Annotated in this window: 25 protein-coding genes; 14 read left to right on the top strand and 11 right to left on the bottom strand. The window is 69.2% G+C overall.

The window, feature by feature from the left end:
* The first annotated feature begins 14 nt into the window (after positions 1–14).
* The gene (locus tag FNH24_RS27765; protein WP_152365470.1) at positions 15–1,151 is read left to right on the top strand and encodes a serine hydrolase domain-containing protein; all 1,137 of its coding nucleotides are present in this window, start codon (positions 15–17) and stop codon (positions 1,149–1,151) included.
* A gap of 73 nt (positions 1,152–1,224) precedes the next feature.
* On the opposite strand, the gene FNH24_RS27760 is transcribed toward FNH24_RS27765, so the two are convergent.
* Positions 1,225–1,707: a hypothetical protein gene (locus FNH24_RS27760; RefSeq protein WP_152365469.1), complete on the bottom strand. Its 483-nt coding sequence runs from the start codon at positions 1,705–1,707 to the stop codon at positions 1,225–1,227.
* 152 nt (positions 1,708–1,859) lie between these two features.
* On the opposite strand from FNH24_RS27760, the gene FNH24_RS27755 reads away from it, so the two are divergent.
* The gene (locus FNH24_RS27755; RefSeq protein ID WP_152365468.1) at positions 1,860–2,594 is read left to right on the top strand and encodes a DUF6081 family protein; all 735 of its coding nucleotides are present in this window, start codon (positions 1,860–1,862) and stop codon (positions 2,592–2,594) included.
* 103 nt (positions 2,595–2,697) lie between these two features.
* Here the strand turns inward: FNH24_RS27755 and FNH24_RS27750 are convergent, their stop codons facing one another.
* Complete coding sequence (locus FNH24_RS27750) at positions 2,698–4,638, bottom strand: HNH endonuclease signature motif containing protein (RefSeq protein ID WP_152365467.1); 1,941 nt, start codon at positions 4,636–4,638, stop codon at positions 2,698–2,700.
* A 790-nt stretch (positions 4,639–5,428) separates the two neighbouring features.
* Here FNH24_RS27750 and FNH24_RS27745 point away from each other — a divergent pair.
* The 5 genes from FNH24_RS27745 to FNH24_RS27725 all read left to right on the top strand — a co-directional run bounded on the left by FNH24_RS27745 (position 5,429) and on the right by FNH24_RS27725 (position 9,325).
* Positions 5,429–6,025: a hypothetical protein gene (locus tag FNH24_RS27745; RefSeq protein WP_152365466.1), complete on the top strand. Its 597-nt coding sequence runs from the start codon at positions 5,429–5,431 to the stop codon at positions 6,023–6,025.
* 58 nt (positions 6,026–6,083) lie between these two features.
* Positions 6,084–6,965 (top strand): transglutaminase domain-containing protein, encoded by an 882-nt coding sequence (locus FNH24_RS27740; protein ID WP_152365465.1) that lies wholly within the window; start codon positions 6,084–6,086, stop codon positions 6,963–6,965.
* 87 nt (positions 6,966–7,052) lie between these two features.
* On the top strand, positions 7,053–7,676 hold the full coding sequence (locus FNH24_RS27735; RefSeq protein WP_152365464.1) for a dihydrofolate reductase family protein: 624 nt from the start codon (positions 7,053–7,055) through the stop codon (positions 7,674–7,676).
* Positions 7,677–7,688: 12 nt separating this feature from the next.
* Entirely contained in the window at positions 7,689–8,030 is a 342-nt protein-coding gene (locus FNH24_RS27730) for a YciI family protein (RefSeq protein ID WP_152365463.1), read from the top strand.
* Positions 8,027–9,325 (top strand): RNA polymerase sigma factor, encoded by a 1,299-nt coding sequence (locus tag FNH24_RS27725; RefSeq protein ID WP_246187098.1) that lies wholly within the window; start codon positions 8,027–8,029, stop codon positions 9,323–9,325. The genes FNH24_RS27730 and FNH24_RS27725 overlap by 4 nt, the downstream gene beginning before the upstream one ends.
* Before the next feature lie 71 nt (positions 9,326–9,396).
* On the opposite strand, the gene FNH24_RS27720 is transcribed toward FNH24_RS27725, so the two are convergent.
* The 8 genes from FNH24_RS27720 to FNH24_RS27685 all read right to left on the bottom strand — a co-directional run bounded on the left by FNH24_RS27720 (position 9,397) and on the right by FNH24_RS27685 (position 16,639).
* Positions 9,397–10,392 carry an SH3 domain-containing protein gene (locus tag FNH24_RS27720; protein WP_152365462.1) on the bottom strand — a complete coding sequence of 332 codons (996 nt, stop codon included), beginning with the start codon at positions 10,390–10,392 and terminating at the stop codon, positions 9,397–9,399.
* Between the two features lie 262 nt (positions 10,393–10,654).
* Entirely contained in the window at positions 10,655–11,239 is a 585-nt protein-coding gene (locus tag FNH24_RS27715) for a DNA-3-methyladenine glycosylase (protein ID WP_152365461.1), read from the bottom strand.
* Positions 11,232–13,811: a PEP/pyruvate-binding domain-containing protein gene (locus FNH24_RS32050; RefSeq protein ID WP_152365460.1), complete on the bottom strand. Its 2,580-nt coding sequence runs from the start codon at positions 13,809–13,811 to the stop codon at positions 11,232–11,234. The genes FNH24_RS27715 and FNH24_RS32050 overlap by 8 nt, the downstream gene beginning before the upstream one ends.
* Positions 13,795–14,403: a TetR/AcrR family transcriptional regulator gene (locus tag FNH24_RS27705; RefSeq protein WP_152365459.1), complete on the bottom strand. Its 609-nt coding sequence runs from the start codon at positions 14,401–14,403 to the stop codon at positions 13,795–13,797. Before FNH24_RS27705 ends, FNH24_RS32050 begins: the two co-directional genes overlap by 17 nt.
* 32 nt (positions 14,404–14,435) lie before the next feature.
* A complete protein-coding gene (locus tag FNH24_RS27700) occupies positions 14,436–14,846 on the bottom strand; it encodes a DMT family transporter (RefSeq protein ID WP_152365458.1) in 411 nt (136 codons plus the stop codon).
* Positions 14,839–15,174 carry a DMT family transporter gene (locus FNH24_RS27695; protein WP_152365457.1) on the bottom strand — a complete coding sequence of 112 codons (336 nt, stop codon included), beginning with the start codon at positions 15,172–15,174 and terminating at the stop codon, positions 14,839–14,841. Before FNH24_RS27695 ends, FNH24_RS27700 begins: the two co-directional genes overlap by 8 nt.
* Positions 15,171–16,079 (bottom strand): arginase family protein, encoded by a 909-nt coding sequence (locus FNH24_RS27690; RefSeq protein WP_161606348.1) that lies wholly within the window; start codon positions 16,077–16,079, stop codon positions 15,171–15,173. The genes FNH24_RS27695 and FNH24_RS27690 overlap by 4 nt, the downstream gene beginning before the upstream one ends.
* 11 nt (positions 16,080–16,090) lie before the next feature.
* Positions 16,091–16,639, bottom strand: a complete 549-nt coding sequence (locus FNH24_RS27685; protein WP_161606347.1) for a MarR family winged helix-turn-helix transcriptional regulator — start codon at positions 16,637–16,639, stop codon at positions 16,091–16,093.
* Between the two features lie 395 nt (positions 16,640–17,034).
* Between FNH24_RS27685 and FNH24_RS27675 the strand changes: the two genes are divergently transcribed.
* The 7 genes from FNH24_RS27675 to FNH24_RS27645 all read left to right on the top strand — a co-directional run bounded on the left by FNH24_RS27675 (position 17,035) and on the right by FNH24_RS27645 (position 25,051).
* The gene (locus tag FNH24_RS27675) at positions 17,035–17,337 is read left to right on the top strand and encodes a hypothetical protein (RefSeq protein ID WP_152365454.1); all 303 of its coding nucleotides are present in this window, start codon (positions 17,035–17,037) and stop codon (positions 17,335–17,337) included.
* A 783-nt stretch (positions 17,338–18,120) separates the two neighbouring features.
* Entirely contained in the window at positions 18,121–18,510 is a 390-nt protein-coding gene (locus tag FNH24_RS27670; RefSeq protein ID WP_152365453.1) for a VOC family protein, read from the top strand.
* Between the two features lie 241 nt (positions 18,511–18,751).
* Positions 18,752–20,083 carry an ABC transporter substrate-binding protein gene (locus tag FNH24_RS27665; RefSeq protein WP_152365452.1) on the top strand — a complete coding sequence of 444 codons (1,332 nt, stop codon included), beginning with the start codon at positions 18,752–18,754 and terminating at the stop codon, positions 20,081–20,083.
* Positions 20,084–20,099: 16 nt separating this feature from the next.
* Positions 20,100–21,056 (top strand): carbohydrate ABC transporter permease, encoded by a 957-nt coding sequence (locus FNH24_RS27660; protein WP_152365451.1) that lies wholly within the window; start codon positions 20,100–20,102, stop codon positions 21,054–21,056.
* Positions 21,053–21,928: a carbohydrate ABC transporter permease gene (locus FNH24_RS27655; protein ID WP_152365450.1), complete on the top strand. Its 876-nt coding sequence runs from the start codon at positions 21,053–21,055 to the stop codon at positions 21,926–21,928. The genes FNH24_RS27660 and FNH24_RS27655 overlap by 4 nt, the downstream gene beginning before the upstream one ends.
* Positions 21,906–24,035 carry a GMC oxidoreductase gene (locus tag FNH24_RS27650; RefSeq protein WP_152365449.1) on the top strand — a complete coding sequence of 710 codons (2,130 nt, stop codon included), beginning with the start codon at positions 21,906–21,908 and terminating at the stop codon, positions 24,033–24,035. Before FNH24_RS27655 ends, FNH24_RS27650 begins: the two co-directional genes overlap by 23 nt.
* On the top strand, positions 24,035–25,051 hold the full coding sequence (locus tag FNH24_RS27645) for a LacI family DNA-binding transcriptional regulator (RefSeq protein ID WP_152365448.1): 1,017 nt from the start codon (positions 24,035–24,037) through the stop codon (positions 25,049–25,051). The genes FNH24_RS27650 and FNH24_RS27645 overlap by 1 nt, the downstream gene beginning before the upstream one ends.
* A 343-nt stretch (positions 25,052–25,394) precedes the next feature.
* Here FNH24_RS27645 and FNH24_RS27640 read toward each other — a convergent pair whose 3' ends face one another.
* A complete protein-coding gene (locus FNH24_RS27640) occupies positions 25,395–26,537 on the bottom strand; it encodes a Gfo/Idh/MocA family protein (protein WP_152365447.1) in 1,143 nt (380 codons plus the stop codon).
* Positions 26,538–26,559: the final 22 nt, after the last annotated feature.

Here is a 26,559-nt window from a genome sequence, read left to right as displayed (position 1 = left end):
ATAGGGTCGAAATCATGGACACCGAACCGCTGGCCCGGCTGCTCCGGAGCGGGATCGACACCGAGCCCCGACCACTCTTCCCCGGGGCCGTCTGCGGGATCGACCGCGGCGGCGAGCGGACGGTCTTCGCGGCCGGCGACAGCTATCGGTACGCGGATCTCGCCGGGACCCCGGTGCCGGCCGAGCAGCGGACCGCGACAACCACCGAGACCTGGTACGACCTCGCCTCGGTGACCAAGCTCTTCACCGCCGTGTTGATCATGCAGTTGGTGCAACAGGGTGAGCTCGAGCTGGACGCCCCGGTCGCGGACTACCTCCAGAACTGGTCCGATCCGGCCCGGTCCGCGGTGACCGTACGACAACTGCTGACCCACACCAGCGGGCTGGCCGCGATCCAGCGGCTCTGGGACCAGCCCGACGTCGATGCCCGGATCCGCGCCGTGCTCGACTCCCCGCTCGAGGCCGAGCCCGGCACCCGGTTCTGCTACTCCTGCATCGGCTATCTCAACCTGGCGCTGCTCTTCCAGGGGATGACCGGCCTGGATCTCGGGCAGGCCGTGCTGGACCGGATCTGCCGCCCGCTGGGGATGGCCAACACGCGTTACCGGCCGCTGCAGGCCGGCATCGGCCGGGAACAGATCGCGGCGACCGAGATGCGGCCGATCGCCTGGTCACCGGACCTGTCGCCCGCGGGCCCGGACGAGCCGGCGCAGGACAGCCGGGGCATCGTGCACGACGAGAACGCCGCCTCGCTCGGTGGGATCGCCGGCAACGCCGGCCTGTTCGGCACCGCGGGCGATTTGTTGATCTTCGGCCGCGCCGTGCTGACCGGCCTGGCCGGCGGCGAGTCCGGCCTCGGGCTGAGCGCCGCGACGTTGCAGGAGATGGCCCGACCGCAACTGCCGGACGGCCTGAACCCCGATTTCCAACAGGGCTTGGGATTCCGGATCGGCCAGACGGGCTTCATGGGCCGGCTCGCGGAGTCGCCGGCGATCGGCCACACCGGCTACACCGGCACCTCGATCAGCATCGACCCGCAGCGCGACCTGGTCCTCGTGCTGCTCACCAACCGGGTCCACCCGTCCCGCGACTGGTCCGAGATGAACCCCTTCCGCGCCACCCTCTCCGACGCCCTCCTCACCCTCCCCTGACCGACTTGTCAGAAATGAGTTGTGCCATAGGGCTACTCATTTCTGACAACTCGGCGACCGGGGTGTGGATAAGTCAGGCTGCGCGGCCGTAGCCGGTGGAGAGGATCAGGCCGGCGCGTTCGAGTTCGGCCTCGACCCGGAGCCGCTCGATGTCGCGGTCGTGGCCGCCGGTCTCGCGGTCCAGCTCGTGCACGATGCCGAGCATTTCGCAGCACTGGATCAGCAGCCGGTCGTACGCCAGCCGGTTGCCGAGCTGATGGGCGGCCGAACGGGCGGCGTCGGCGGCGATGATCCGGCGTAGCCGGCGCAGGTCGGCGGCCAGTCGTTCGATCGGGATGCCGCACTGGTGCCGGAGTGCGGACACGTTTCGACGATGCTCGGCCCGCTGTCGTACCGCTTCGGCGACCCGCTCGATCAGGTCGTCATCGGACAGACCGGATCCCGAGTCGAGCCGGACCCGGCGTTGCCGGAGCCATCGGCTCGCAGCCCACCAGAGGGCCGCCAGTCCTAACAACAGGCCGGCGAAGAGCACGTAACCGATCACCAGCCATCCCACACCTGAACGATAGGCAGTTTGTGACGAGAGACACAAGGAATTTGGGCCCTCGCTCCGGGTGACCGGACAACTTCCTGACTCAACCCGGCGGTCCCGTCACGTTTCCGCGGTTCCGGGGGTCTGGGAAATGAGTGGCGACGAGAGGACAGAGCATGCCGACCGACGAGGGCTTCACCACGTACGACGAGCTCCGCGGGCCGGAGCTCGACCCGGCCCGGTGGCAGCCGATGCCGATGCCGCGGCCGGGCGGGCAGGTCCACCTGCCGATCGACCCCGAGGCCCGGGTGACCGTCGGCGAGGGCGAGGTGCGGGTCACCATTCCGCGGTTCTCGCTGGCCGACGACGAGTTCCAGACCGGCGACAGCCCCAAGTATCTGATCTTCTCGACCGGTCGGTTCGACCTGCCGCCGGACCGGCCGGTGACGTTTGCCGTCGAGCTCGCGATCAAGAACCTCGGCGGCGACCCGGCCGACTATCGCCGGGCCATGGCCGCCTTCCACGTCTTCGATGTCGAGGAGAGTCGGCGGGTCTTTGCGGTCTGCGGCACCTCGACCCGGGTCCTCGCGCTGCACGAACAGCTGGGTGCCTGGGGCGCGGCCGACCCGTTCTATCACGTGATCGAATCGCCGTACGAGGACTTCGACGACGACTTCACTCGGCTGCGGACCTGCGAGATCACGCTCGACGCGGCCAACTCGACCGCGACCTGGACCGTCGACGGCCAGGTGATCTTTCGGGCGGAAGGCACCCTGATCCCGCAGCGGCTGTGCCTCGGCTTCGGCATCTGGACCATGCTGCCGATCCGGAACGGCCGGAGCCGCTCGCTCAGCGACCAGGGTCTGGATGCGCGCTGGCGCGACTTCCGAGTCCGGGGCATCACGACCTGACCTGTCGAAGTCGATCATGCGGTAAATGACCTTCTTGGGCACTGCCCTCCAAGCTGGTCGGGAGCGGAACTCGTACCGGCCCGTACGGGACAGTCTCCGCGCCTCACGTCAAGAGTGGCGATTGGTGGATCCGGGCGAGGATCCGGTTGTTGATCATGGGTGTCTGGGCGGGGTCGAGGTAGTGGGGTGGGATCCATTCCGGCAGACCGTCATCGTTCAGTCGGACCTGCCAGCCGCAGTCGAGGAAGTGGCGGTGGTGGTAGGAACACAACAGGGTCAGGTTGCGCAGGTTGGTGAGGCCGTTCTGGTGCCAGGGCAGGATGTGGTGGCGTTCGCACCATTCGGGTGGGTGTTGGCAGCCGGGGAAGGAGCAGCCGCCGTCGCGGGCGATCAACGCAAGGGTCTGGTGCTTGTTCGCGACTCGGCGGGTGCGGCCGAAGTCGAGGAGTTTGCCGTGGTTGGTGAGCACGACGGGGTAGATCTCGGCTTCGCCGGCCAGTCGGAGCAGTTCGGGCACGGTGAGGTGGATGCCGTGGCTGGTGATGCCGTGTCTCGGTCGGGACCGTCTGACCCGTCCCGGCCGTCGGGGCCCGGGGTGTGCGTGTTCGTTCCCTGAGCTTGTCGAAGGGCAGGCCGGATGATCTTCGGTTCTCGATCTTTTCGAAGGGGCGGGAGCATCGGGCTTGCCCTTCGACAGGCTCAGGGAACGAACAGGCGCCTCCTCCCGCACTCCCCGCTCTCCCTGCTCCCGCACTCCCCGCTCTCCCTGCTCCTGCTCGCCCTGCTCGGCCCGCTCCTGCTCGCCCTGCTCGGCCCGCTCCTGCTCGCCCTGCTCGGCCCGCTCCTGTCTTCCCGGCGCCGGCTCTTGCTCTAGGTCCCGAGCTGCCTGTTCTGGCTGCAGGTCTTGCGACCGCGCCACCGGATCACGTTGCTGCTCTTGCTTCCGCTCCTGATCTTGCGCACGGGTCTGGGTCCGGTTGGGGTCGTGATCACCGGTTCGGGGCGGCGAGGCCGGCGCGGTCTGCGACGGTTGTTGGCCGCAGGTCGGGCACGTGCCGCTGAACGGGACCTCGAACCCGGCTGTGGCGCTGGTGGGTTTGAACAGTCCGGCTTCGGCGAGGTCGTTGAGTAGGTCGATCTGGTCGATGGTGACGATCACGGTGGCTGGGGTGCCGCCGGAGTCGGGGAGGCCGCCGGCTCGGAGGAGGCGGGAGCAGAGGTCGTCGAAGGCGTCGTGCATGCGTTGTCCGTGGCTGCGGGGGTCCTTGGCGACCTTCCCGCCGGCGGTGCCGCCAGCGGTGCGGCCGGTGGTGTTGGCGCGGAGGTCGGCCAGGGAGGAGAAGATCGCTTGGGCTTTGGCTCCGGTTTCCGGGGTCAGTCGGAATTCCCCGACGACGGCTCCGGACCGAGTGGTGTGCATCCGCCACGACCGCCGCTCAGCGTTGCGTTGCTCGTTGGGTTCGGGCCCGTCGGGATCATAGGTGTCGAGGTATTTCTGGCAGAGCTGTTTCAGCTCTTTGGGCCCGTACTGGCGGCAGTGTTCGACGAGTTCGGTCTCGACCTGCCCGACCAGCTCGGGCTCGATCCCGGCCTGGTCCAGCTGTTCGAGGGTGTCGTTGACCAGCGCGACCTGCTGGGCCGCGATCACCCCGACCACCATCGCGGCACCGACCTGGTCACGCAGCCGGGGCAACGGCATCCCGGTCGGCGTTTCCCGCGGCCCGACCGCCTCGGCCGCCTTCACCCGCTGCCGGGCCTCACCCGGATTGATCAGACAGCGCCGTTCCAACACCTTCGCCATCGATCGCTGGCATTCCCGTTCCGCGATCCCCCGGTCCCGACAGACCGCCAGGATCTCGGCGTCGACGGCCTGCCACTGCTTCCGCACGGTCTCGGCCCGATCCAGCAGGGTCAGCAGCCCGGCCTGATCATGATGATCAAGCCCGCCCTGCCGTAGCACGGTGATCAACTCGGCAACCGCGACCTCCACGCCGCCGAGCGCATGCTCGACCGGCGTGGTGTCTGTGGTGGTCCCCGAGTCCATGATCACATCATATTCGAACAGACAGGCGAATACCAGAGAATCCCATATTTCATGGAGAATCGACGGACGTTGCCCACAGCCGCGCCCGAGCGATCGCACCCTGTGGACAACTGGCGCGAAGGCACGTCTCGGGCCAACGAACTGCGGCCGCTCCCGAAGAGACAAGCGGGATGGTCGGCGGCCCCGAGGAGCCGACCGAGGCACTCCCTGTGTAGACGAGGCAGCCGTCCTGACGACGCACCGTCACAAATCGGGGGCGCAACCCGGTCCCACCTGGCGATTTCCGGTCCCACGGCGCGTTGCGGTCCCGATTTGTGCCGGTGCGGCTGGATGAGGTCGTCGAGTGAGACGGCACCCGGCTCGAGCGGCGCCGGACGGCCGGGACACAGTCCCACTCGACGCGCAAACCAGCCGCGGCCCCGCAGTCCGGGCTCCGTGGATCGTTGGCGGCGACTTCTCACACCTCTGACCGCGACACCTCGGACCAACGGCCCTTGAACACCGAACCCGAACCAAGATCATGAGAGATCGAGGCTAGGGCTCAGCGACCGCAACGGCACCGCGACGGACGGTTGGTACTCTCGGCCGAGATGGCGGACACGACCTTGATCACGGAGTTGGCCCGATTGTTGGCGCCGGTGACCGTTCGCTTCGAGTCGAGCCGCCTGGGCCGTTCCTGCACGGCAGCCAGGCTCGCGGCGAAGCCGGGCCGTCGAGCGACATCGACGTCCTCGGACTGTGCTCGGGCGCCGAGGGTGCCACAGACCTGGCAGCGCAACAGGAATGTGGGGTGGCCCTCGCTGCGCAGCCCTGGCAGGACCAGGTCGATCTGAAGGTGATCGACGCCGACCGGTTCGCCGCCGACCCGCGATCTGCGGAAGTCACACCGGCTCAGCGGATTCGCGTGGGATACGACGCCGCCACCACGCACCCGGGACCAGGCCGGCGGGAGTCGTTGCTGGTCCTGGCGACCTACTTCGATCATGGCTACTTCGACGGCCGAGACCCGGCCGAGCTACGGAAGCCGGTCGGCCGGCTGTGCAGCGTGCTGACCGCTTTGATCACCGGAGCCGTGCCGCAGAGCGCGACCGAAGCGCTCCGGCTGCTCGGCGACGACAGTCGCCTGACCGGTGAACTCCGCGACCTCCGGACCGCCCTGGACCAGCTCCCGGATGGCTCGACCGTCACCGAGGCGTTGAGCCGACGAGTCCAGCAGGCCGCCTCCGACGTCGCCGACGTGCTCGACATCCACGTTGCCCGTGGGCTCCTCGGCCCGAGCTGCAGTGCCGCGGGCCAACAGGCCTTGGCGCAGCGCCGAGCCCGTGGGCAACAGCCGGGGAACGGTTCCGGCGCTCGCGACAACGGTCCCGAGTCCCAGCGGCGTTGATCACCCGATTCTTCCGTACGAGCTGAAATGTCCCTTGAAATCAAGGGAGGATCGCCTCATGGACACTCGAGAACGATGGGCTCGACACTCTGCCTTCTCCGATCCGGGACGGCACGGGGCGTTGCTCCGGGAGCTGTCCGGGATCGAGGAGATCTCCTTCGTGGTCAGCAATCTCGTGCTGCACTATCGTGCCGAGGCGCACCTGCTTCAGGATGATCGGCGGGGCGAGATCAATTCGCGCTGGGTCGCCGCCGTCCTGGATCTTGATCAAGAACGGCACCCCGGCTCGCTGCTGACACCGCGACCGCCCGACGACCGGGTGGCAGGGTGCTGTCGTGATCATGTCCTGCTCGCGGTCGCGGCACTGCGGGAGCGGGGCGTCCCGGCCCGGAGTCGGGTCGGCTTCACCGGCTACTTCGATTCCGGCTCCGATCCCACTTTCCGCGGTGATCATGTCGTCGCCGACTGGTGGAACGGCAGCCGGTGGCAGCGGTTCGATCCCGAGCTCGCGCCGGGGACCCGGTCGTTCGACATCCGCGACCTGCCGACCGGTGAAGGTGAGCTCTTCGAGACCGCCGCCGAGGTCTGGACCGGTTGTCGCGCCGGCCGACTGGACCCTACGAACTACGGCGTCGCCCGGGATACCGAGCTGTCCGGTGCGGGCTTCGTCCGGACGTACGTGATCATGGAGTTCCTGCACCGGCAGGGGCACGAGGCGCTGCTCTGGGACGACGTCGCGGCCGGGATCACCGACACCGACGCCGACGAGCTCGCCCGGTTGCTGCTGGCCGCCGACGCCGGTGACCTTAGCGCCGAAGATCAACTGGAGCACAGGTTCCGGACCGATCCGAGGCTCCAGCCGGCGACGACGGTGACCCAGTATTCGCCGTACGGCGAGCCACCGATCACCGTCGAACTCACACCGCGCATCCGGTCCTGAGGAAGTCTCCCCCACCGCGCTGTCGATTCTCCACTCCCCGTTCGCCGGACTCAGTAGTAGTCCCAAATCGAAGGGAAGGAGTATCTGATGCGCAAACTGGTGGTCGCGGCGTTCAGCTCGCTCGACGGAGTGATGCAGGCGCCCGGCGGGCCCGACGAGGATCGGGACGGCGGATTCGAGCACGGCGGCTGGATGGTGCCGTACATCGACGAGATGCTGGCCGAGAGCGGCGCCGGCCTCGAACGGGTCGGCGCGCTGCTGCTGGGCCGCAGGACGTACGACATCTTCGCCGCGAGCTGGCCGCTGGTCGGCGACGACAACCCGGTCGCCGCCCGCTGGAACAAGATTCCGAAGTACGTCGCGTCGCGGACCGTGCAGACCGCGGAGTGGCACAACTCGACCGTACTGACCGGTGACGTCGGCGAAGCGGTGGCCGAGCTCAAGCGGCAGCCGGGCGAGGGTGAGATCCACGTGCACGGCAGCATCGACCTGATCCAGACGTTGCTCCGGCACGATCTGGTCGACGAGCTCGAGCTGAAGGTGTTTCCGGTGCTGATCGGCTCGGGCAAGCGCCTGTTCGGCGCCGGGACGATGCCGCGCAGCCTCGGCCTGGTCGAGACCAGGACCACCGCCAACGGTGTCACGATGAGCACCTACCGCCGCGCCGGCGAGCTTCGTACCGGCTTCTACGGCGCCGAGTTCGACAACTGACGGGAGCGACAGATGCCTCAGTACGCAGTGTTCATGTACGAGCAGGAGACCCCGGGCGGGGTGGCGGACATCCCGCCCGAGGTGATGGCGGCGCATGAGGCGCTGCCCGACCGGGTGGCCGAGCAGGGCGGCCGGATCTATGCCGGGCTGGCCTTCGAGCCGACCAGCACCTCGACCTCGCTCCGCGGCGACCTGGTGACCGACGGCCCGTTCATCGAGAGCAAGGAGGCGATCGCCGGCATCTTCCTGCTCGAGGCCCGCGACCTCGATCACGCGCTCGAGCTGGCCAGGCTGACGCCGATCGTGGCCGGCGGCGTCGAAGTCCGGCCGCTGTTCGACTTCCAAGTGGTGTGAGGCCGGTCCAGGAGGAGGCGACGGTCCGCCGGGCCGTCGCCGACGCGCACCGTCGGGAGTGGGCCGCCGTGCTCGCCTCGACGGTGCGGGTCACCCGGGACCTCGATCTCGCGGAGGAATGCGTGCAGGACGCCTACGCCGACGCGCTGGCCGCGTGGACCCGGATCGGCGTTCCCGATCGTCCCGGCGCCTGGCTCACCACGGCGGCCCGGCACAACGCGCTGGACGCGTTGCGTCGGGCCCGCACCCTGCGCTCGAAGCTGCACCTGCTGGTCGAGCCCGAGACCGACCCGGCCGAGACGGCAGACGACACCGAGCCCGCGGTCGCCGAGGATCCGGTCCAGGACGACCGGCTGCGGCTGATCTTCCTCTGCTGCCATCCGGCCCTGGCTGCCGAGGCACAGGTGGCGCTGACGTTGCGGCTGGTCTGCGGCGTGAGCACGTCCGACGTCGCCCGCGCGTTCCTGGTCTCCGAGTCGACGATGGCGGCCCGGATCACCCGGGCGAAGAAGAAGATCACCACCGCCCGGATCCCGTTCCGGATGCCGACGGCGGCAGAGCTGCCGGATCGGCTGACCGCGGCGCTGTCGGTGATCTATCTGCTGTTCACCACCGGGCACACCGCCCCGTCGGGATCGGACCTGGCCCGGACCGACCTCGCGGTCCGCGCCCTGGAGTTGGCCCGGCTGCTGCGCGACCTGATGCCGGACGAGCGCGAGGTGACCGGGCTGCTCGCCCTGATCACGGTCAACCACGCCCGGCGATCCGGCCGGACGACCCCCGACGGACGGCTGGTGCTGCTCGAGGATCAGGACCGGACCTTGTGGGATCGGGAGGCGATCACGGCCGCCGACCGGCTCATCGTCGAGGCCCTGCGTGGCGGCCGCCCCGGCCGGTATGCACTGCAGGCGGCGATCGCGGCCCTGCACGCCAGCGCGCCGAGCTACGCCGAGACCGACTGGCCGCAGATCGTCGAGCTCTACGACGCGCTGCTCGCCGGCTGGCCGTCACCGGTCGTCGCGCTGAACCGGGCGGTCGCGGTCGCCATGGTCGACGGCCCGGCGGCCGCCCTGCGCGAGGTCGACCGGCTGGCTGCCGATCCTCGGCTGGCGGGCTATCGCTATCTGCCGGCGATCCGGGCCGACCTGCTGCGCCGGCTGGGGCGGACCGACGAGGCCGTACCGCTGTATCGGGAGGCGCTGCGGCTGGCCGACAACGAGGCCGAGCGCCGCTTCCTGTTCGACCGCCTGGCCGAGCTGACCACGCCACCAGGAAAAGCCGAAGACCCCCGGTGACGAGCCTGGGTGTGTGATCACCCACGCCGTCCCGGAGGTCTTCGGATTCAGACCTGCCAGAGCGTCCGCGACTAGCCGGTGCCGGACGAACCATAGACCGACACGTGGACGTGGTCGTAATGGTTGGCCGTGGCCGAGCCCCGGTCCTCCATCGAACGCCAGCCCTCGCTGCTCCGCTGCACCGTCCAGATCTTCTGCGCGTGGATGACCTCCATCACGCCGAGTTTCTTGGCGTTGGCGCGGACCCAGCGAGCCACCTCCCAGCCGAGATCGCCGTCCACCATGGCGTCGACCGCGCGGCCGGAGCCGTGGTAGCCGTACGCCGCGGACCGGACGCCGCCGTAGTCCTTGACCGAGGGGAACTGGTGACAGATGGCCCGGTGCACCCGGATGCCGTCTTCGGTCAGGCCCTCTTCCATCTTCGAGCCGCTGGGGCACGGTTCCATCGAGAACTCGTCGCTCCCGGAGGAGTCGCTGTCGTCCTCCCGCGGCTCGGGCTTGGTCTTGGACAGGTATTCGGTGGCGAGCCAGCGCGGGTCGTCGGAGTAGATCACGAGGGTGTAGTCGCCCTCCTTGGTCGAGGTGGCCTCGACCTTCTCGCCCTCGGGCAACACCTTCACGATCTCGCCGTCGGACGACGGCTGCACGCGCAGGTTGAGCGCCGTTGTCACGTACCGGTCGCCGACGACCTCCCAATCAGTCGGCGCCCGGTACGTGTCCCCGGCGTCCTTCTCGGATCCCGAGTCCCCCGACTTCTCCTCCGAGCCGGTGTCCGATTCCTTCTTGGCATCGTCACCGTCGGACTTTTGCGACCCCGCTCCCTCGGAGTCGTCGCCCGATTCCTTCTCCTGGGCTTCCGCCTTCTTCTTGGCGGCGTCCTTCTTGGCCTTCTCCGCCGCGGCCTTCTCCGCCGCAGCCTTCTTGGCCGCTTCCTCCTTAGCCTTCTTGTCCGCAGTTTGATCCCGAGTCGGCGGAGTCGACGGTCGGTCGGTGCTCCGGTCGGGCCGGTCCTCTCGGGTGCCGGTCAGTGGGCTGGCGGCCGAGGGGAGCGGTGGCTCTGCGGTCACCGATTCCGCCTTCGGCCAGAAGGCCACTGCGACACCCGCTGCCAGTGCTGCCGCCACCATGGCCGGGATCCCGATGCGGGCGATCCGGACGATCATGGGTGGGCGCACCGCGCGGCGGGGACGTACCACGAAAACTGCCTCCTGCGTTTATCAAACCGTTACCAAACGCTGGCAGTCTAAGCACACTCCGGGCCGGTACCCAAACCCTTCGGGCGAAATCCCTTGAAAAAAGCCGATTCCGGCGGCTTTGAGTGGTCCGAAATCAGCCCGGAGCGGGGGCTCGTGGGCTCCTTCGGTACGGCGACACGCAGGGATCGCCCGTGATCCAGAACCGCCACGGCCGATCGGCCGCAACCGAGACCCCCACCCGGGGCCCGGAGGCGATCCCGGCCGGTGCCACGGAGGCCGGCGTCAGCGTCACCGGCCCGGGCCCGAACAGGTCGCTGCCCAGCTGCTCCTTGGTCAGCCCGAGGGCCTGAGCGAGTCGCCCGGGGCCGCGGGCCAGGTCGCGGTCGCGGATCGTCGGCGGCCGGCGGGACCGGGCCAGCTCGATCCCGTCCACCACCTCGCCGGCCCGCAGCAGCACCGCCGACGACCGGCCGTCGGGGCCGCAGACCACGTTGGCCGCCCAGTGCATCCCGTAGGAGAAGTAGACATAGAGGAAGCCCGGCGGGCCGAACATGATCGCGTTCCGCGGGGTACGACCACGGAAGGCGTGCGAGGCCGGGTCGTTGGCGCCGTCGTACGCCTCGACCTCGGTCAGCCGCACCGCCACCTCGCCGTGCCGGAAGATCGCGTTCAGCAGCAGCGGCGCGACCTGCTCCACCGGCCGAGCAAGATCAACCACGGCTGGACAGGACCTCGACCGTGCCCGCCGACCCGTCGACCCTGACCCGGTCGCCGGAGCTGATCCGCATCGTCGCCGTGCCGGTGCCGACCACCGCCGGGATGCCGAGCTCGCGGGCCACGATGGCGGCGTGCGAGAGCGGCGCGCCGACATCGGTGACGACGGCCGCCGCCCTGGGAAACAAGGGAGTCCAGCCGACGTTGGTGATCGAGGTGACCAGCACCTCGCCGGTCCGCAGCTGATCACCCTGGTCCGGGTTGTCGATCACCCGGGCCACGCCCTCGACGACGCCACCGGCTCCGGCGAACCCGGTGATCATCGGGCCGGCGTCATGATCGTCGTCGTAGCCGGGAGCATAGACATCGGTCCGGCGCCTCGGCTGCTGGGCCCAGGCGTACGGATCGAACGGGCCGATGATCAAGCTCGGCGGCGCCGGCAACGCCCGGTAGTGGTCGTAGGCATCCCGGCGCTCGGTGATCATGGTCCGATCGACCGGAGCGCCGCTGAGGACGGCGACGAGCTCGTCCAGGGTGAGGAAGAAGGCGTCGTCGCCGAGCCCGGTCAGTTCGCCGGCCCGGAGCACGAAGGCGCGGATCACCCAGAAGTAACGGACCACCTCGGTCCGGGTCAGTTCACGGTCCCGGCTCATCCGCGCCCAGCGATCGAGCAGCGGCCGGAGTCGCTTGGCCTCCTTCGGGTGGGCCGCATCGAGCCGGTGCCAGGCCGCCCGCTGCTGCTCCTCCTGCCGTCCGATCAGGTCACCGAAGCCGGGCGCCCCCTGGCGTTCGGCCAACTGGCTCTCGATCCAGTGCGGATCCTCGGCCGGCCGCGGCACGGACAGCTCGAACTCGTTCGGACCACGATGGGCATAGGTCCGGTTGAAGGTCTCGGTGTCGATCTCGCCGGTGGCCAGCTTCTCGAGCCCGGCGACCAGGCCGAGGCTCGCCAGCTCACCGGCCGACGCACCGAGCCCGGACGTGATCGCGGCCGCATCCGACTCACCGACCAGCTTGGCCAGCCTCGCCGGCGTCGAGATCGGCGCCCCGCCGCTCGCCCGGGTCGCGGCGGTGAGCATCACGCTGGCCCGGTCCAGCTCGGGCCGCAGCACCTCGGGCCACAGCCGGGCCAGCTCGGCGGGGTCCTCGACCGCGGCGATCTCGGCCCGCCGGCGTTCGCACAGAGCGGGGTGTTCGGCGCCGAACTCGGCGATCTTGGGCGCGTTGCGCCGGACCTCGGCGCGCAACCGGACCACGATCGGAATCAGACTGCGCAGCACCCGGATCCGGCTCCGGCGAAGCACCGGGATCGGCAACCGGTCCGGGATCCGGCCGAAGACCGAGCTCACCATGGACCGATAGCGCCCGGTGCCGATCCCGATCGACCGGAGCAACCCGGCCTGGGCCGACAGGTTGAGATAGATCCGGCCGGCGATCCGGCCGTACCCCTTGAGTCCGGGAATGGTGACCGTCGGCATGGTGGCGTCGAGGAACAGCCGCACCGCCGACCAGGAGGCCGGGGTGAGCACGTCCGGCATCGCCTCACCGACGTTGGTGTTGGCCCAGAGCTGGCGCTCCTGCTTGGCGTCGTTCCAGGGGTCCGGCCCGCTCTTCGGTACGACAGCGGCCGCGGCGACCGTGGTGACCGTGGTGACCGGCCGGGACTGGACGATCTGCAGCCGGTCGCCGGTGCGGCACCATTCGATGTCGCGCTCGGCGCCGGCCCAGGCGGCCAGCCGGATCCCGAGGTCGGCCAGCGCCCTGGCCTGCTCCTCGGTCAGCGATGGCCGCGTGCGCCGCGACTCCGGGACGGGCACCTCTTCGGTGCCGCGCTCGGTCAGCACGGTCATGATCGTCTTCTCGGCCACGGTCTCGGCCACGGAACGATCGGCCCGGTCGACGCGATAGACGTCGGGGGTGACGGCGCCGCTGACCACGGCCTCGCCGAGCCCCCAGGCGGAGTTGATCACCACCCGGTCGGTCGCCCCGGTGACCGGGTCGACCGTGAACATCACGCCGGATGCCTCGGCCTCGACCAGGCGCTGCACCACCACCGCGAGCGCGACCTGATCACTGTCGATGCCGTGCCGGGCCCGGTAGCCGATCGCCCGGTCGGTCCACAGCGAGGCCCAGCAGTCCCGCACCGCGACCAGCAGCTGCTCCGGCCCGCGGATGTTGAGGAAGCTGTCCTGCTGGCCGGCGAAGGAGGCCGAGTCGAGATCCTCCGCGGTGGCCGAGGACCGGACCGCGACCGGCGGCGCGCCGAGATCGGCGTACGCCTTCTCGATCGCGGTCGCCACCGGAGCCGGCACCGGGTGCGCGGCGAACAGCTCGCCGATCAACGCCTCGGCCCGGGTCGCGGACGCCGGGTCGGCCGTGGTCACCTCGGTCAGGATCGCCGCCATCGGCTCCTGCAACCCATGATCATCGATGAAGTCCCGATAGGCGTCGGTGACGACCTGGAAGCCGTCCGGCACGTCGAATCCGGCGCTGATCATGGCCGCCAGGGAGTTGCCCTTGCCGCCCACCTCGGCCAGGCCCGAGCCGGCGTCGGCAAGATCACGAACGTACGTCATCAGGGCTCTCCTCATTGATCAACAGTCCGCGGGTGTAGATGTCCAGGGCCGTGGCCTGGACCCGGTCCACGATCGCCGGGTCGAGGATGTTGTCCGCATCGAGCCGCGCGGCGATCGCGTCGCCGAGCATGATCACCGCGGCGTTCCAGGCGGCGAGCACGGCCGCGCGCGCCTCCAGGTCGTCGGTCGGGCGGATCCGTCCGACCTCGATGCCGGTCTCCAGATTGCTCCGGGCGACGTCGATCATCCGGTCGAACACGCTCCGGCCGGCCGCGCCGCCGGCCATCAGGGCCTGGCTCAGATAGCGGGTCATCGGCAACAGTTCCGGCCGGTCGGCCAGATAGCCGGTGACCGAGTCGATCTTGGTCTCGCCGCGCAGGAAGTCGCCACGCAGTCGCTCCACGTGGGCGAGCACGTAGCCGTCACAGTGCTCGATCAGCCCGTCCTTGGTGCCGAAGTGATGCATGATCAACGCCGGCGAGACCCCCGCCCGGGCGGCGATCGCACGCACCGTCGTGCCGGCGAAGCCGGTCCGGCCGAACTGGTCGATCGCCGCCTCCCGGATCCGCGCGGCTGCCGAGTCGATCTCCACCCCACTAGGCTAAACATTTGTTCAGCCGGAGGTCAACCAGTGTTCATGCGACGTTCATCACGGGAGCTGGCGTCGGAGTTGAGCAGCGCGGCGCCGGCCATGACGGCGGCCAGCGCGACGGCCTTGACGATGGTGACCTGTTCCCCCAGCCAGCCGATGCTGATGACGGACACGGCCACGGTGCTCAACCCGAGCAGCGCGTAGGCGTTGGTGGGCGGGATGTGCCGCAGGGCGAGGGTGAAGAGGACGAGCTCGGCGACGAAGGCCAGGACGGCCGCCGAGGTCAGCAGGGGGCTGGTGAAGCCGGCGGAGGCTTCGAGTGCGAACACCTGCGCGACGTCCAGGGTGATGGCAAGGAAGAGCGCGCCCCACGCCAGCAAGCGGCGCCGGCCGTGCCGATGATCATTCCCGCCGGTCCGCTGCTGCGGTGCGGATTCAGCCATGGCCGGGTCCCAGCCGGAGGACCGCGACGCCGATGATGATCAAGGCCAGCGCCACAACCTTGCGGACGGTGACGACCTCACCGAGCCGGACCACGCCGACGACGGCGATCACCGCGGTGGCGCCGGCGAAGAAGATCGCGTCGGCGACTGCGGTGGGCACGGATCGCAGCGCCTGGGCGAAGGCCCACAGGCCGATCAGGTAGGCCGCGGCGGCGAAGACGAAGCGGACCACGGCATCCCGGCGGCGCCGGCTGGCGGCGACCCGGTCGAGCGCGACGGTGCCGACGACATCCCCTCCGATCGCGAGCACCAGCAGCAGCCAGCTCATCGCGCCGCGGCCGCGGCGACGAGGTCCTGATCGAACGCCGTGACGAGGTAGTCGACGATGGCGCGGGCCTGGTGCCGGCCGGGATCGAGGTCGGGGTTGTAGTCCGTCAGCGACAGGCCGAGGCAGCCGTCGGCCAGCCCGGCCGTGGTGATCGCGCGCAGCTCGGCCCAGGTCAGGCCACCGGGCTGGCGGTAGTCCACCGCCGACAGGGCCTCGGTCGTCAGCACGTCAAGATCAACATGCAGCCACCACGACAGCCCCGCGCTGCGGAACCGCTGCACCGCGTCGCCGACCGGTCCGGCCGCTCGGCCGCGGAGCTGTTCGTCCCGGTGCAGCCTGATGATCTTGGCGACGGAGGCCGCCCGGTGAGCGGCGATCTCTTCCTGATCACGAGGTCCGAGCGCGACCACGTGCTCGGCGGCGAGGTCGGGAAGCTGGGCGATCAGGGCCGGGGGCAGACCGTCACGATGCAGCCCGAGGGCCAGACCGAGCTCGCAGTCGGCCGCCTCCCCGGTCGTGCTCCGGCGTGGTGGCCAGGCGTCCTCGTGGCCGTCGACGAACAGCAGTCCGGCGGCGCCCCGTACGTCCTGGACGGCCTTCATCGTCCCCAACAGGAGCGAACAGTCGCCGCCCAGGACCAGCGGGAAGTGATCGCCGCGCAAGGATCGTCGCACCGCGTCTCGTACCGCTGCCGTCATGGTGATCAAGGAGTCCAGGGCCAGCAGTCCGCTCGCCGGGTCACGGACGGTGGACGGCGCACCGACGTCGACCTCACCGACCCGGCCGATCGCCGTCGGCTTCCGCCACCGCTGCTCGATCCCCGCGTGCAGCAGCGCGGCGGGACCACCGGCGACGCTGTCGGCCGTGCCGGCCGAGTTGAAGGGCACTTCGATGATGTCGATCATGATCTCCGCTCCTAGGGCGTGTCTCTTGAATCCTGGTCGACGCGTTCGTGTCGCCGGCCGGCGCATTCGACCGGGCAGCGGTCCGGCGGGCAGGCACCGAGGTCACACAGCCGACAGATCTCGTCGGCCCGTCGCGCGCTGGTGGTCAGCCGATCCAGCAGGTGCTCCAGCACCGTCTCCAGCGCCCGGCGATCCGCGTCCCCCAGCCCGTCGAGCAGCGGATCGAGGACCTCGGCCCGCGCCCGCAGCACCTGGCCGGCCCGCTCCAGCCCCGCCGGCGTGAGCCGAAGCGCCAGGGACCGGCGGTCCGCTCCGGGCCCTCGGACCAGCAGTCCGCCCGCCTGCAGGGCATCGACCGTCCGGACCGTCGCGGGCTGGCTGATGCCCAAGCAGCGCCGCAACTGCTCCACGGTCAACCCCGGATACTGGGCCAGCGTGGCCAATGCGGCCGCGGTCACCCCGGTGCGCCCCGCGGCCCGCTGGGTGACCTCGGCCAGCCGGTCGTGCGCCCCGACCACGATCGCGCCCAGCAGATTCACGACCCGCGACTCATACCTCATGCATCTATATGCTAGCAACCTGGCCGCGGGATCCGAAGTGTCGGTGTTCATCACCGACACTTCGGCGTCGCCACCCAAGACAACGGAGAAATCATGATCGCTGATCAAGATGCGTCGAGCACCAGCGCGAAGACCTGTCTTAAATTCGTGCCGGATACACTAGAACTACCCGCTTATCTCACTGGATAGGCACCTACTCCCACGGCATGCGCAAGAAATTGCACCTTGTCGCCGAGCTGGGTCGACCAGGACTGCTGCTCCTCGACGAGCCGTTCAGTGGCTTGGATCCGGAGGTCCACACTCTCCTTGAAGTTATCCTGCGAGGACTGGCAAATCACAGGTCCCGATCGAGACCTCGCTCCAGACGCGAGCCGGATGATAGAAAGGATCCTCACATGAACAGCCCTGCTGTCGCCAGCAGCCCGAACGGCAGCGTGATAAAGGTGTTCACACTCGTCTTCTGCATCGGCATCGGCATCGCGACAGCGATCGCCTTCATCCTCTTTCTGGTGGCTTCAGATCGCGCCTTCAAGAATCGTGAGGACGTTGCCGTCCCCAACCTGGTAACCGTTCTGGGAAGCGAGATCCCACCATCTTGGTCCTTGGATCCTGGCGGGATCATAGTGCTCCTGCTCGGAGTTCCGCTGACTGTTGCACTCTGTGCTGCGGCTGCGGTCGCCTTGCGCTCCCGCTCGTAGGGTAGGCAATCCTCCAAGCCGACAAGTCTTCATTGTCGTTCGGGGCCGGGATTCACAGCGACAGTCATGGAGGTGCGACAACTACTCCGCCATCCCATCAGCGGAGCGCCCTTCCATTGCGACGGCGATCGGTGGCGCCATGATCGTTTCGGCCATCGCCAACCTCAATGGGTCGGTCCTCCTGGTCGACGCACCGGTCGTCGAAGGCTCGGTCCTTAATGCGACGTCGAGCTACGGAACAACCATGACGTCGCACTGAATCTACAGACTAGGCGGCGAAAGCGGCGCTTCGCGATATACCGCCGACTCACCGTTCCGACTGACTAGGTTCGATCCGAATGGCCGCGACGCTCAGACTGAAGCTTCAACCCGGCTTCGGCGAGATCACCGGTGACAGGATTTTCGACACCCTGCGTGACCTGTGCCTCCCGCTGACTGCGGACGAGTCGGCATTCCTTCATCGGGTTCGCGGTGAAGGACCGATCCGAATGTCCGACCTCAGTGACCGCGAATCGCTGGCCTTCCGACAACTGGCTTCCGAGTTCTTCGTCACGGTCGCGGCACCGTGGTCATGGGTTCTGGCGCAAGATCGTGGTCATCCAGCGGTGCTGCGTTTGGCGCTTGCCCTGCACGAACTCCGGCTGCCGTTGACGTTCGTACCCGTTATCCCGGCGAACAGCCCCCGCCCAAGCCGGACGCGCAAGCGGCGATACCGCCAGCCGACTGCCGCGGATGTCGGATTCGTCCAATCCGACCGACTCCGGACGCGGTTGACTCGGCGCCATGACCGAACACCAACTACCCCCGGCTCCGGCCAGCGTGGCCATGTTCACCATCGACTGTGCCGACCCGACACCGCTGGCCGCCTTCTATTCCCGGCTGCTCGGGATGACCGTCGCCTACCAGGACGAGAACGCCGCCATGCTCACCAGTGAGAGCGGCGGCCCGGCCATCGGCTTCGGCAAGGTCGACCACTACACGCCGCCTGCCTGGCCCGACGACCGGAGCGAGAAGCAGTTCCACCTCGATCTCAAGGTCGCGGACATCCCGGCCGCCGAGAAGCTCGCCGTCGAGCTCGGGGCGACCGTGCCGGAGCAGCAGCCGGGCGAGACCTGGCGGGTCCTGCTCGATCCGGCCGGGCATCCCTTCTGCCTGGCGCTCTGGCAGTCCTGACCTTTCGACGGCCCCGAATGTTTTCGCCGGCGTGTAGAAATTCTTCCTAGCTAGACTGTTTGCCACGACCCGAGCCTTCGCCACGATGGCTCGGGTTTCTGGCATGCAGGTGGTTGACATTCCAACTACCTCGGCGCATTCTGAGCAGATCGAGCACGAATTGTTTCGTGATCTCACGATACTTTTCGTTCAGTGTTGAACAGCGGCCCGCCCTGGTCGAGCGGGCTCGGAAGGACAGGTCATGGCAGCTCCCAGCGCACGCTCCGCTCTCTCCCGCCGCGGTTTTCTCGGCGTCGCCTCCGGGGTCGGCCTCGCCGCTGCCCTGGCCGGCTGCAACCGGGCCGCCGACAACGGTGGCGCCGGCGGCGCGACGCCGATCAAGTTCTGGAACATGCCCTGGGGCAACACCGAGTTCAACGTCGAGGACGAGAAGATCACCAAGGCCTACCAACCGGCCAACGGACTGAACCCTGCCACCTATCAGGTGATCCAGTGGGCCAACTTCACCCAGACGTTCTCCTCCGCGGTCGCCTCCAACACCGGCCCGGCGGTCAGCTCCGGCGGCGGCACCCAGGCCTTCCAGTTCGAGGCGCAGGGCAAGATCGCCTACGCCGACGGGTTGCTCGAGTCCTGGAAGGCCGACTGGCTCTACGACGACTTCCTGCCCGGCCTGATCGACACCATGAAGGTCGAGAAGGGGTTCGCGGCCGTCCCGTACAACCTCGACATGCGGGTGCTCTGGTACAACAAAACCCTGCTGCAGAAGGCCGATGCCGAGGCACCGAAGGACTGGCCGAGCTTCCTCGAGACCTGCGCGGCGCTGAAGAAGATCGGCGTGTACGGCTACGGCACCGCGGCCGGCGCAGGCGCGTTCACGGGCAGCCACATCCTGGTCAGCTGGATGATCAACAACGGCGGTGGCCTGTTCGGGGCCGACCAGCAGCCGGACATGGTCACCGACGCCAACGTCGAGGCGATCGAGTTCGTGCTGGAGTGTGTCGACAAGGGCTACGTCGATCCGGCCAGCCCGACCTACACCAGCGACAACGCCCAGTCGCAGTGGAAGGCGCAGAAGTACGGGATGGGCTTCGACACCGCCGGCCTGGCCAACAACGTCGGCGGCGACATCGCCGAGCAGCTGACCGTCGGCAGCCCGCTGACCAGCCCGGCCGGCACGAAGGGCATGTTGTATTTCCCGAACAACATCATGATGTACACCAACACCCCGAGCCAGCCGGCGTCGGAGGCCTTCCTCACCTACTACTTCAAGAACATGGCGCCGCTGTGGACCCAGAACACCGGCATCGGGCTGCCGCCGCTGAAGTCGATCACCGAGACCGAGGGCTTCCGCAAGGACGCCAACGCAGTCAAGGCGATCACCGAATATCAGCCGATCTCCAAGACCTGGGCCGCGCCCGGCTCGGATGCCCTGTTCCTCGGCGTGACCACTGTCGACGGCACCCCGGCGATGGACACGTTCACCCAGTCCGTCCTCGGCGGCAAGACCACGGCCCGGGATGCTCTGACCAAACTCCAGGGCGCGACGGTCAAGGCGATCCAGGCCCAGGGCTGACGGGCGGGGATCCGAGATGTCCGGATCGACCCTGGCGCAACGTTTCGAGCGGGCCCACCGCGGCGTGGGCATCGGCGGGTCCGGCCGGCCCGCCCCGCGGCGCCGCGGCCGTCGTGGCTCGGCGATCACTCTGCTGCTGCTTGCCCTGCCGTCGTTGATCTTGCTGTTGTTGATCAATCTCTATCCGCTGCTCTATGCGGGCATGCAGTCGGTGCGCAGCGGCAACCTGATCGGGCTCGGCAAGTTCGTCGGGCTGGACAACTACGTCGGTGTGCTGCAGAACCCCGACTTCTGGAGCTCCGCCCTGTTCACCGTGATCTTCACGGTGACCGGTGTCTTCGGCAGCTGGCTGGTCGGTCTGGCCCTGGCGATGCTGCTGCGGACCCGGATCCCGGCCGGCGGCCTGTTCAAAGTGTTGCTGCTTTTGCCCTGGGTGGTGCCCGTCGTCGTGTCGGCGACGGCCTGGAACTGGCTGGTCGCGACGCCGCAGAGCCCGCTGCCGATCCTGGCCGAGGCGATCGGGCTGGGTAACGTCCTGTTCCTGGCCGATCCACTGCTGGCCAAGATCACGGTCTGCGTGTTCAAGGTGTGGATCAGCTTCCCGTTCATGATGATGATGATGAGTTCGGCGCTCGCCTCGGTCGACACCGGGGTGTACGAGGCCGCCAAGGTGGACGGCGCGACCGGGTGGCAGGCCTTCACGTCGATCACGATGCCGTTGATCTCCCGATCGACGTACATCAGTTGGATCCTGATGACGATCTTCTGCGTCAACGACTTCCCGACGATCTTCCTGCTCACCGGCGGCGGCCCGGTCAACGCGACCACCTCGCTGGTGGTGATGGCCTATCGGACCGTCTTCCAGAACTTCCAGACCGGCCCCGGCGTCGCGATCGCGTTCCTGATGACGCTGGTGCTGGTGATCATCTCGGTGCTGCTCTATCGGCAGATCAGGAAGGTGGAGATCGAATGACCCGCATCGATCCGACCCCGGCCGTACGCGAGCCGACGCCGGCCCGGCCGAACCGCAAGGTGCCTCCCGAGGCACGCGGCCAGTGGTGGCGGTTCGTGTTGGTTCTGGTGATCACCGCCGTCGTGATCATTCCGATCGCCGCGGTCGTCTATCTCTCCGTGCTGCCCGGGCTGGGCAGCACCTCCACCGGCGTCACGCTGGAGAACTTCGCGATGGTCTTCAGCCAGACCAACGTCGACTACTGGCTGGAGAACAGCCTCGGCGTCACCATCGTCACGGTGATCATCTCGCTGGCCGTCGCGGCGCCGGCCGGCTACGTGCTGTCCCGGGTGCGGAACCGGCTGGTGTCGGGCTACTCGCTGACGCTGTTCATCGTCCAGTCGCTGCCGGTGGTCACCGCCGTCATCCCGCTGTTCATGCTGTTCTCGATGCTGGGCCTGGTGGACAACCTCGGCGGGGTGACGATCATCTACGTCGGATCCACGCTGTCGGTGGCGACCTGGATGATGGCGGCCTACTACGACTCGATCCCGATCTCGCTGGAGGAGGCGGCCTGGATGGACGGCTGCTCGCTCTTCGGCGGCTTCCTGCGGATCGTCCTGCGCAACGCGCTGCCCGGCGTCCTGTCCACGGCGATCTTCTGTTTCCTGCTGGCCTGGAACGACTATCTGATCTCCGTCGTGTTCCTGCGCTCCGACGTCAACTACACCCTGCCGGTCGGGCTGCAGACGTTCTTCCAGCAGAACGCGACCAACTGGGGTCCGGTGATGGCCGTGGCGGTGATCATGATGTTGCCGCCGGTGATCCTGTTCGCCGCGCTCAACAAATACTTCAGCGTCGGAGGCATCGGTGGCGCCCTCGCCGGGCGGTGATCCCGCGGATGATCACGCCGGGCCCACCTGGTCGCGGATCATCGATTCGGCCGCCCTCCGGGCCGCGATCGACCGGATCATCCCCGAGGACGAATGGCCCGGCGGCTGGGCCGGCGGGGTGGGCCGCTACCTGCGCGAGGCCGGGGCCGAGCTGCAGTGGGCCGGGCCGGGTCTGACCCGGCTGATCGCGGCCTTGGATCGGCACGGCTTCGGCGCGCTGCCGATCACCGATCAGGACGCGGTGCTCGGCCGGCTCGAGCAGGACCCGGGCCTCGGCGCCGACCTGGCGGCCCTGCGCCGGCTGTGCTGGGAGGGCTACTACGCGCAGAGCCGCCTGCCCGCCGGCGACTGGCACCGACCGGCCGGGCTCACCATGATCGACTTCAAGGATGTCCCGGACGGCGTGCGGCCGGTCGAGCCGGAGCCGCCCCGGCCCCTGGATCCGGCGTCGCTGCAGCCGCACTACGACGCGATCGTGATCGGATCCGGCCCCGGCGGCGGGGTCGCGGCCCAGGTGCTGGCCCGGGCCGGCCACACGGTGTTGATCGTCGAGCGCGCCGCCGCCCGGAGCAACGAGGCGCTGCGCGGTGATCATCTGCACGGCAAGCGCAACGCCGTCTACCGGTCCGTCGTCGGCCCCGGGACCGGCCATCCCCGACTGGCCGATCTCGGTCCGCGGGCCGAGCGCGTGGTCGACGGCGACGACGACATGTGGGCCTACGGGCTGAACGCGTACGCCTACGGCGGCGGCACCCGGATCTGGCAGGGGATGGCCTGGCGGTTCTTCCCGGAGGACTTCGCGATGGCCAGCCACTACGGCAATCCGCCGGGTGCGACGCTGGCCGACTGGCCGTTCGGCTACGAGGAACTGGAGCCCTACTACACCCGGGCCGAGCAGGAGCTCGGCGTCGCCGGGGCGACCGGCGCGCTGACCCGGCGGACGCCGCGGTCGGGCGGCTATCCGATGCCGCCGATGGGCAGCGAGCCGGCCCGGGAGCTGCTGGGCGCGGCCGCGGACCGGCTCGGCTGGGGCTGGGGCCCGATCCCGCTGGCGATCAACAGCGTCCCGGCGCACGGCCGCGCCGCCTGTGTCCGCTGCTCGCAGTGTGTCGGCCACGCCTGCCCGGTCGACGCCAAGAACGGTGCCCACAACACGTTCCTCCCGCGCGCGCTCGACACCGGCGCGGCCGAGCTGATCGTCGACGCCGAGGCGATCTCGATCCATGATCAGCCCGGCGGCGCGTCGGTCGAATTGATCACCGGCGCCTCCGGCTCGCCGCGCCGGCAGACCGTGCGGGCCGAGGTGGTGGTCGTGGCTGCGGGCGCGGTGGAGTCGGCCCGGCTGCTGCTCGCCAGCGGGCTGGGCAACGATCACGTCGGCCGACACCTCCATGATCACCGGTTCGTCGGCATCCAGGCCCTGGTCGACGAGCCGGTGAAGAACGGCCTCGGCCCCGGGCACTCGATCGCGACCCTTGATCATGTGCACGCCGACTCGATCCCGTGGGGCGGCGGCGTGATCGTCGACCTGATGAGCGTGCTGCCGTTGACCAGCGCGCTCGACCCGGTTGGCTCCGGAGTGCCGGGCTGGGGCGCCGGGCACAAGCGGTGGATGCGGGACGGGCGTCCGTACGCCTTCGGCGTGTTCGGCATGGGCCAGGAGATCCCGGCCGCCACCTCGGGGGTGACGTTGGCCCGCGAACTCCGGGACCGCTGGGGCCGACCCGGCGCGCGACTGCGCAAGGACGTCCACCCGGCCTCGGTCGAGGTCGAGCACGGGCTCGCCGCGCTCGGGACCCGCTGGCTCGAGGCGGCCGGGGCCCGCGAGATCGAGCGCCAGACCCGCGGCGGGACGGCGTCGGCGGCCGGCGAGCACTCCTGCGGCACCCTGCGGATGAGCGCGGATCCGCGGGACGGCGCGACCGATCCGTACGGCCGGCTCTGGGGCAGCCGCCGGATCGTGGTCTGCGATTCCTCGCTGCATCCGACCAACGGCAGCGTGAACCCGACCCTGACCATCGTCGCGAACGCGTTCCGGGTGGCCGAGCACCTGGTGCAGGATTGGCCGCAGCACCGACGGGTGCGTACCGGGGAGGAGACGACGTGATGGCGGCACCGGAGCCGGTCGACGGCATGAGCGAGCGATCGACCCTGTCCCACATCGCCGCCGCCGCGGACGTGTCCACCTCGACCGTCTCCAAGGTGCTGAACCGCCGGGCCGGTGTCTCCGAGGCGACCCGGGCCAGGGTCGAGGCCCTGCTGCACCGGCACGGTTATCAGCGCCGTGGCCTGCGGGAGGCCGCACCCTTGATCGAATTGGTGTTCGCCGAGTTCTCCACGGTGTGGGCGCTGCAGATCCTGCGCGGGGTGCAACAGGTCGCGCGCGCTCGCGGGCTGGGCGTCGTCGTCACCGAGAGCGGTGATCATTCCGCCCCCGGCCCGGAGTGGGTCCAGGGCGCAGTCACCCGCAACCCGGCCGGCATCGTGATCGTCCTGTCCGGGGTCACGAGTGCGCAGGGCCATCAGCTACGCGCCCGCGGGATCCCTTTCGTGGTGGTTGATCCCGCCGGTGACCCGGCGCCGGACGTCGCCTCGGTCGGCTCCGCGAACTGGAACGGCGGGCTGCTCGCGACCCGGCACCTGCTCTCCCTCGGCCACCGCCGGATCGGCGTCGTCGGCGGGCCGATCGACACGATGTGCTCCCGCGCCCGGCTGTCCGGTTTCCGGGCGGCGATGGAGGAGGCGGGCGCACCAGTTTGCGAGGAACTGATCGTCGCCGGCGACTTCGAGCGGGACAGCGGGCTGCACGGCGGTCAGGAACTGCTCGACCGCCCCGACCGGCCGACCGCGATCTTCGCCGCCAACGACCTGATGGCGTTCGGCGTCTACGAGGCGGCCCGGCTGGCCGGACTGTCCATTCCGAGCGACCTGTCGGTGATCGGCTACGACGATCTGACCATGGCCGGCTGGGCCGGCCCGCCGCTGACCACGATCCGCCAGCCACTGGAGGAGATGGGCCGGCAGGCCGCCCAGATGGTCCTCGACCTCGACGACACCGCCCCCGCCCCACGGGTCGACCTCGCCATCGACCTCGTCGTCCGCGGCAGCACCGCCGCCCCGTGATCGTTGTTCGGTTCCCGAGCCGGCCCGTTCGTTCCCTGAGCCTGTCGAAGGGCAAACCATCCGATGGCTCTCATGGGGGTTCGGCCTGACGGCCGGAAAGACGCATCAAGGGCGGGCTGGTTGGCGCGACCGGCGAGAATCGCGGCCGGCCGCCGGGTTGGCGCGACCGCGGGAATCATGGCCGGCCCTAGCTCCCGGACCTACCCCCTTCGGCGCAAAAGAAGGTCTCCAGGCAGGCGACGCGACCCCTATCGGCCCACGCGACTGTTGTAGTGCTCGCGTCGGCCGGTAGCAGTCGCGCGGCGCTTCGATACTGACGCCTGCGGCTCAGGGAACGGTGGGATCAGCCGACCGAGACCCAGGACTTCTCCGCGGCCGAGCGGAGCATGGCGTCGCAGATCTCGGCGGCGCGGAGACCGTCGGCGAAGGTGGGCAGGCCCGGCGGCACCTCCCCGGTGCCGGACGTCTTGGCGTCGATCGCGGCGTAGGAGTCGTTGACGTAGTGCTCGAAGCACTGCGCGTACCCCTCGGCGTGACCGGCCGGCAGCCCGGCCAGCCGGCGCTGCTCGGCCGAACCCTGGTTGGGATCGCGGACCAGCAGGGTGGTCTGCGCGTCCTCACCGATCCACAGCTGCTCGGGCAGTTCTTGATCGAAAACGGCGCTCTGCTTCCCGCCGTCGACCTCGATCCAGAGCCGGTTCTTCCGGCCGGCGCTGAGCTGGGAGATCACGGCCGAGCCGGCGATCCCCTTCACCGTCCGGAACAAGATCAACGCGCTGTCCTCGGTGGTCACGTCGACCAACTCGGCGGCGTCGCCGTCGACCGCACTGAACGAGGCCGCGGTCGCCGCCGGCCGCTTCGGGATGGTGATCGACGTGGTCGAGACCAGCTCCGCGATCCGGTCACCGGTGACCCATTCGGCCAGGTCGCACCAGTGCGAGCCGATGTCGCCGAACGCCCGGGATGCGCCGCCCGCTTGGGGATCGACCCGCCAGCCGCTGGCCAGCGGGTTGAGCATCCAGTCCTGCAGATAGCTGCCGTGGATCAGGTTGACCGCGCCGAACTCGTCGCCGTGCACCCGGGCGTGCAGCTCGCGGGCCATCGGATGGAAGCGGTACGTGAACGGGATGGTGTTGATCATGCCCGTCCGCTCGGCCACCGCCGCGGCCTCACGCGCCTCGGCCAGCCCGGTGCCGAGCGGCTTCTCGCACAGGACGTGCTTGCCGGCCTCCATCAGCTGGATCGAGTACGGGACGTGGGAGCTGTTCGGCGTACAGATGTGCACCGCCTCGACGTCGGACGCGGCCACCTCGTCGATGCTCGCGTACCCGGTCTCGACCCCCCAGGCATCCGCAACCTCCCGTGATCGTTGCGGCGTGGAGGCCATCACCCCGGCCACCTCGGCCCCCGCCAGCACGGCCGCCCGTCGATGCACCTCGCCGATCATGCCGGCCCCAAGAATCGCTACTTTTCGCCTCGTCGCCATGGCGGTCATCTTATTTTGCGAC

The sequence above is a fragment of the Microlunatus speluncae genome, assembly GCF_009299835.1.
Lineage (GTDB): Bacteria > Actinomycetota > Actinomycetes > Propionibacteriales > Propionibacteriaceae > Microlunatus > Microlunatus speluncae.
Note: the sequence above shows the minus strand (reverse complement) of the source record. Positions and strands in the feature narration are given on the sequence as shown.

What these genes read in the sequence shown, in the direction of transcription:
- FNH24_RS27730 (WP_152365463.1), top strand. Translation starts at nt 7,689, where the DNA reads ATGCCTCAGTACGCAGTGTTCATGTACGAGCAGGAGACCCCGGGCGGG.
- FNH24_RS27670 (WP_152365453.1), top strand. Translation starts at nt 18,121, where the DNA reads ATGACCGAACACCAACTACCCCCGGCTCCGGCCAGCGTGGCCATGTTC.
- FNH24_RS27740 (WP_152365465.1), top strand. Translation starts at nt 6,084, where the DNA reads ATGGACACTCGAGAACGATGGGCTCGACACTCTGCCTTCTCCGATCCG.
- FNH24_RS27735 (WP_152365464.1), top strand. Translation starts at nt 7,053, where the DNA reads ATGCGCAAACTGGTGGTCGCGGCGTTCAGCTCGCTCGACGGAGTGATG.
- FNH24_RS27660 (WP_152365451.1), top strand. Translation starts at nt 20,100, where the DNA reads ATGTCCGGATCGACCCTGGCGCAACGTTTCGAGCGGGCCCACCGCGGC.
- FNH24_RS27750 (WP_152365467.1), bottom strand. Translation starts at nt 4,638, where the DNA reads ATGGACTCGGGGACCACCACAGACACCACGCCGGTCGAGCATGCGCTC.
- FNH24_RS27665 (WP_152365452.1), top strand. Translation starts at nt 18,752, where the DNA reads ATGGCAGCTCCCAGCGCACGCTCCGCTCTCTCCCGCCGCGGTTTTCTC.
- FNH24_RS32050 (WP_152365460.1), bottom strand. Translation starts at nt 13,811, where the DNA reads ATGACGTACGTTCGTGATCTTGCCGACGCCGGCTCGGGCCTGGCCGAG.
- FNH24_RS27640 (WP_152365447.1), bottom strand. Translation starts at nt 26,537, where the DNA reads ATGGCGACGAGGCGAAAAGTAGCGATTCTTGGGGCCGGCATGATCGGC.
- FNH24_RS27675 (WP_152365454.1), top strand. Translation starts at nt 17,035, where the DNA reads ATGAACAGCCCTGCTGTCGCCAGCAGCCCGAACGGCAGCGTGATAAAG.
- FNH24_RS27695 (WP_152365457.1), bottom strand. Translation starts at nt 15,174, where the DNA reads ATGAGCTGGCTGCTGCTGGTGCTCGCGATCGGAGGGGATGTCGTCGGC.
- FNH24_RS27685 (WP_161606347.1), bottom strand. Translation starts at nt 16,639, where the DNA reads ATGAGGTATGAGTCGCGGGTCGTGAATCTGCTGGGCGCGATCGTGGTC.
- FNH24_RS27700 (WP_152365458.1), bottom strand. Translation starts at nt 14,846, where the DNA reads ATGGCTGAATCCGCACCGCAGCAGCGGACCGGCGGGAATGATCATCGG.
- FNH24_RS27655 (WP_152365450.1), top strand. Translation starts at nt 21,053, where the DNA reads ATGACCCGCATCGATCCGACCCCGGCCGTACGCGAGCCGACGCCGGCC.
- FNH24_RS27765 (WP_152365470.1), top strand. Translation starts at nt 15, where the DNA reads ATGGACACCGAACCGCTGGCCCGGCTGCTCCGGAGCGGGATCGACACC.
- FNH24_RS27645 (WP_152365448.1), top strand. Translation starts at nt 24,035, where the DNA reads ATGGCGGCACCGGAGCCGGTCGACGGCATGAGCGAGCGATCGACCCTG.
- FNH24_RS27755 (WP_152365468.1), top strand. Translation starts at nt 1,860, where the DNA reads ATGCCGACCGACGAGGGCTTCACCACGTACGACGAGCTCCGCGGGCCG.
- FNH24_RS27690 (WP_161606348.1), bottom strand. Translation starts at nt 16,079, where the DNA reads ATGATCGACATCATCGAAGTGCCCTTCAACTCGGCCGGCACGGCCGAC.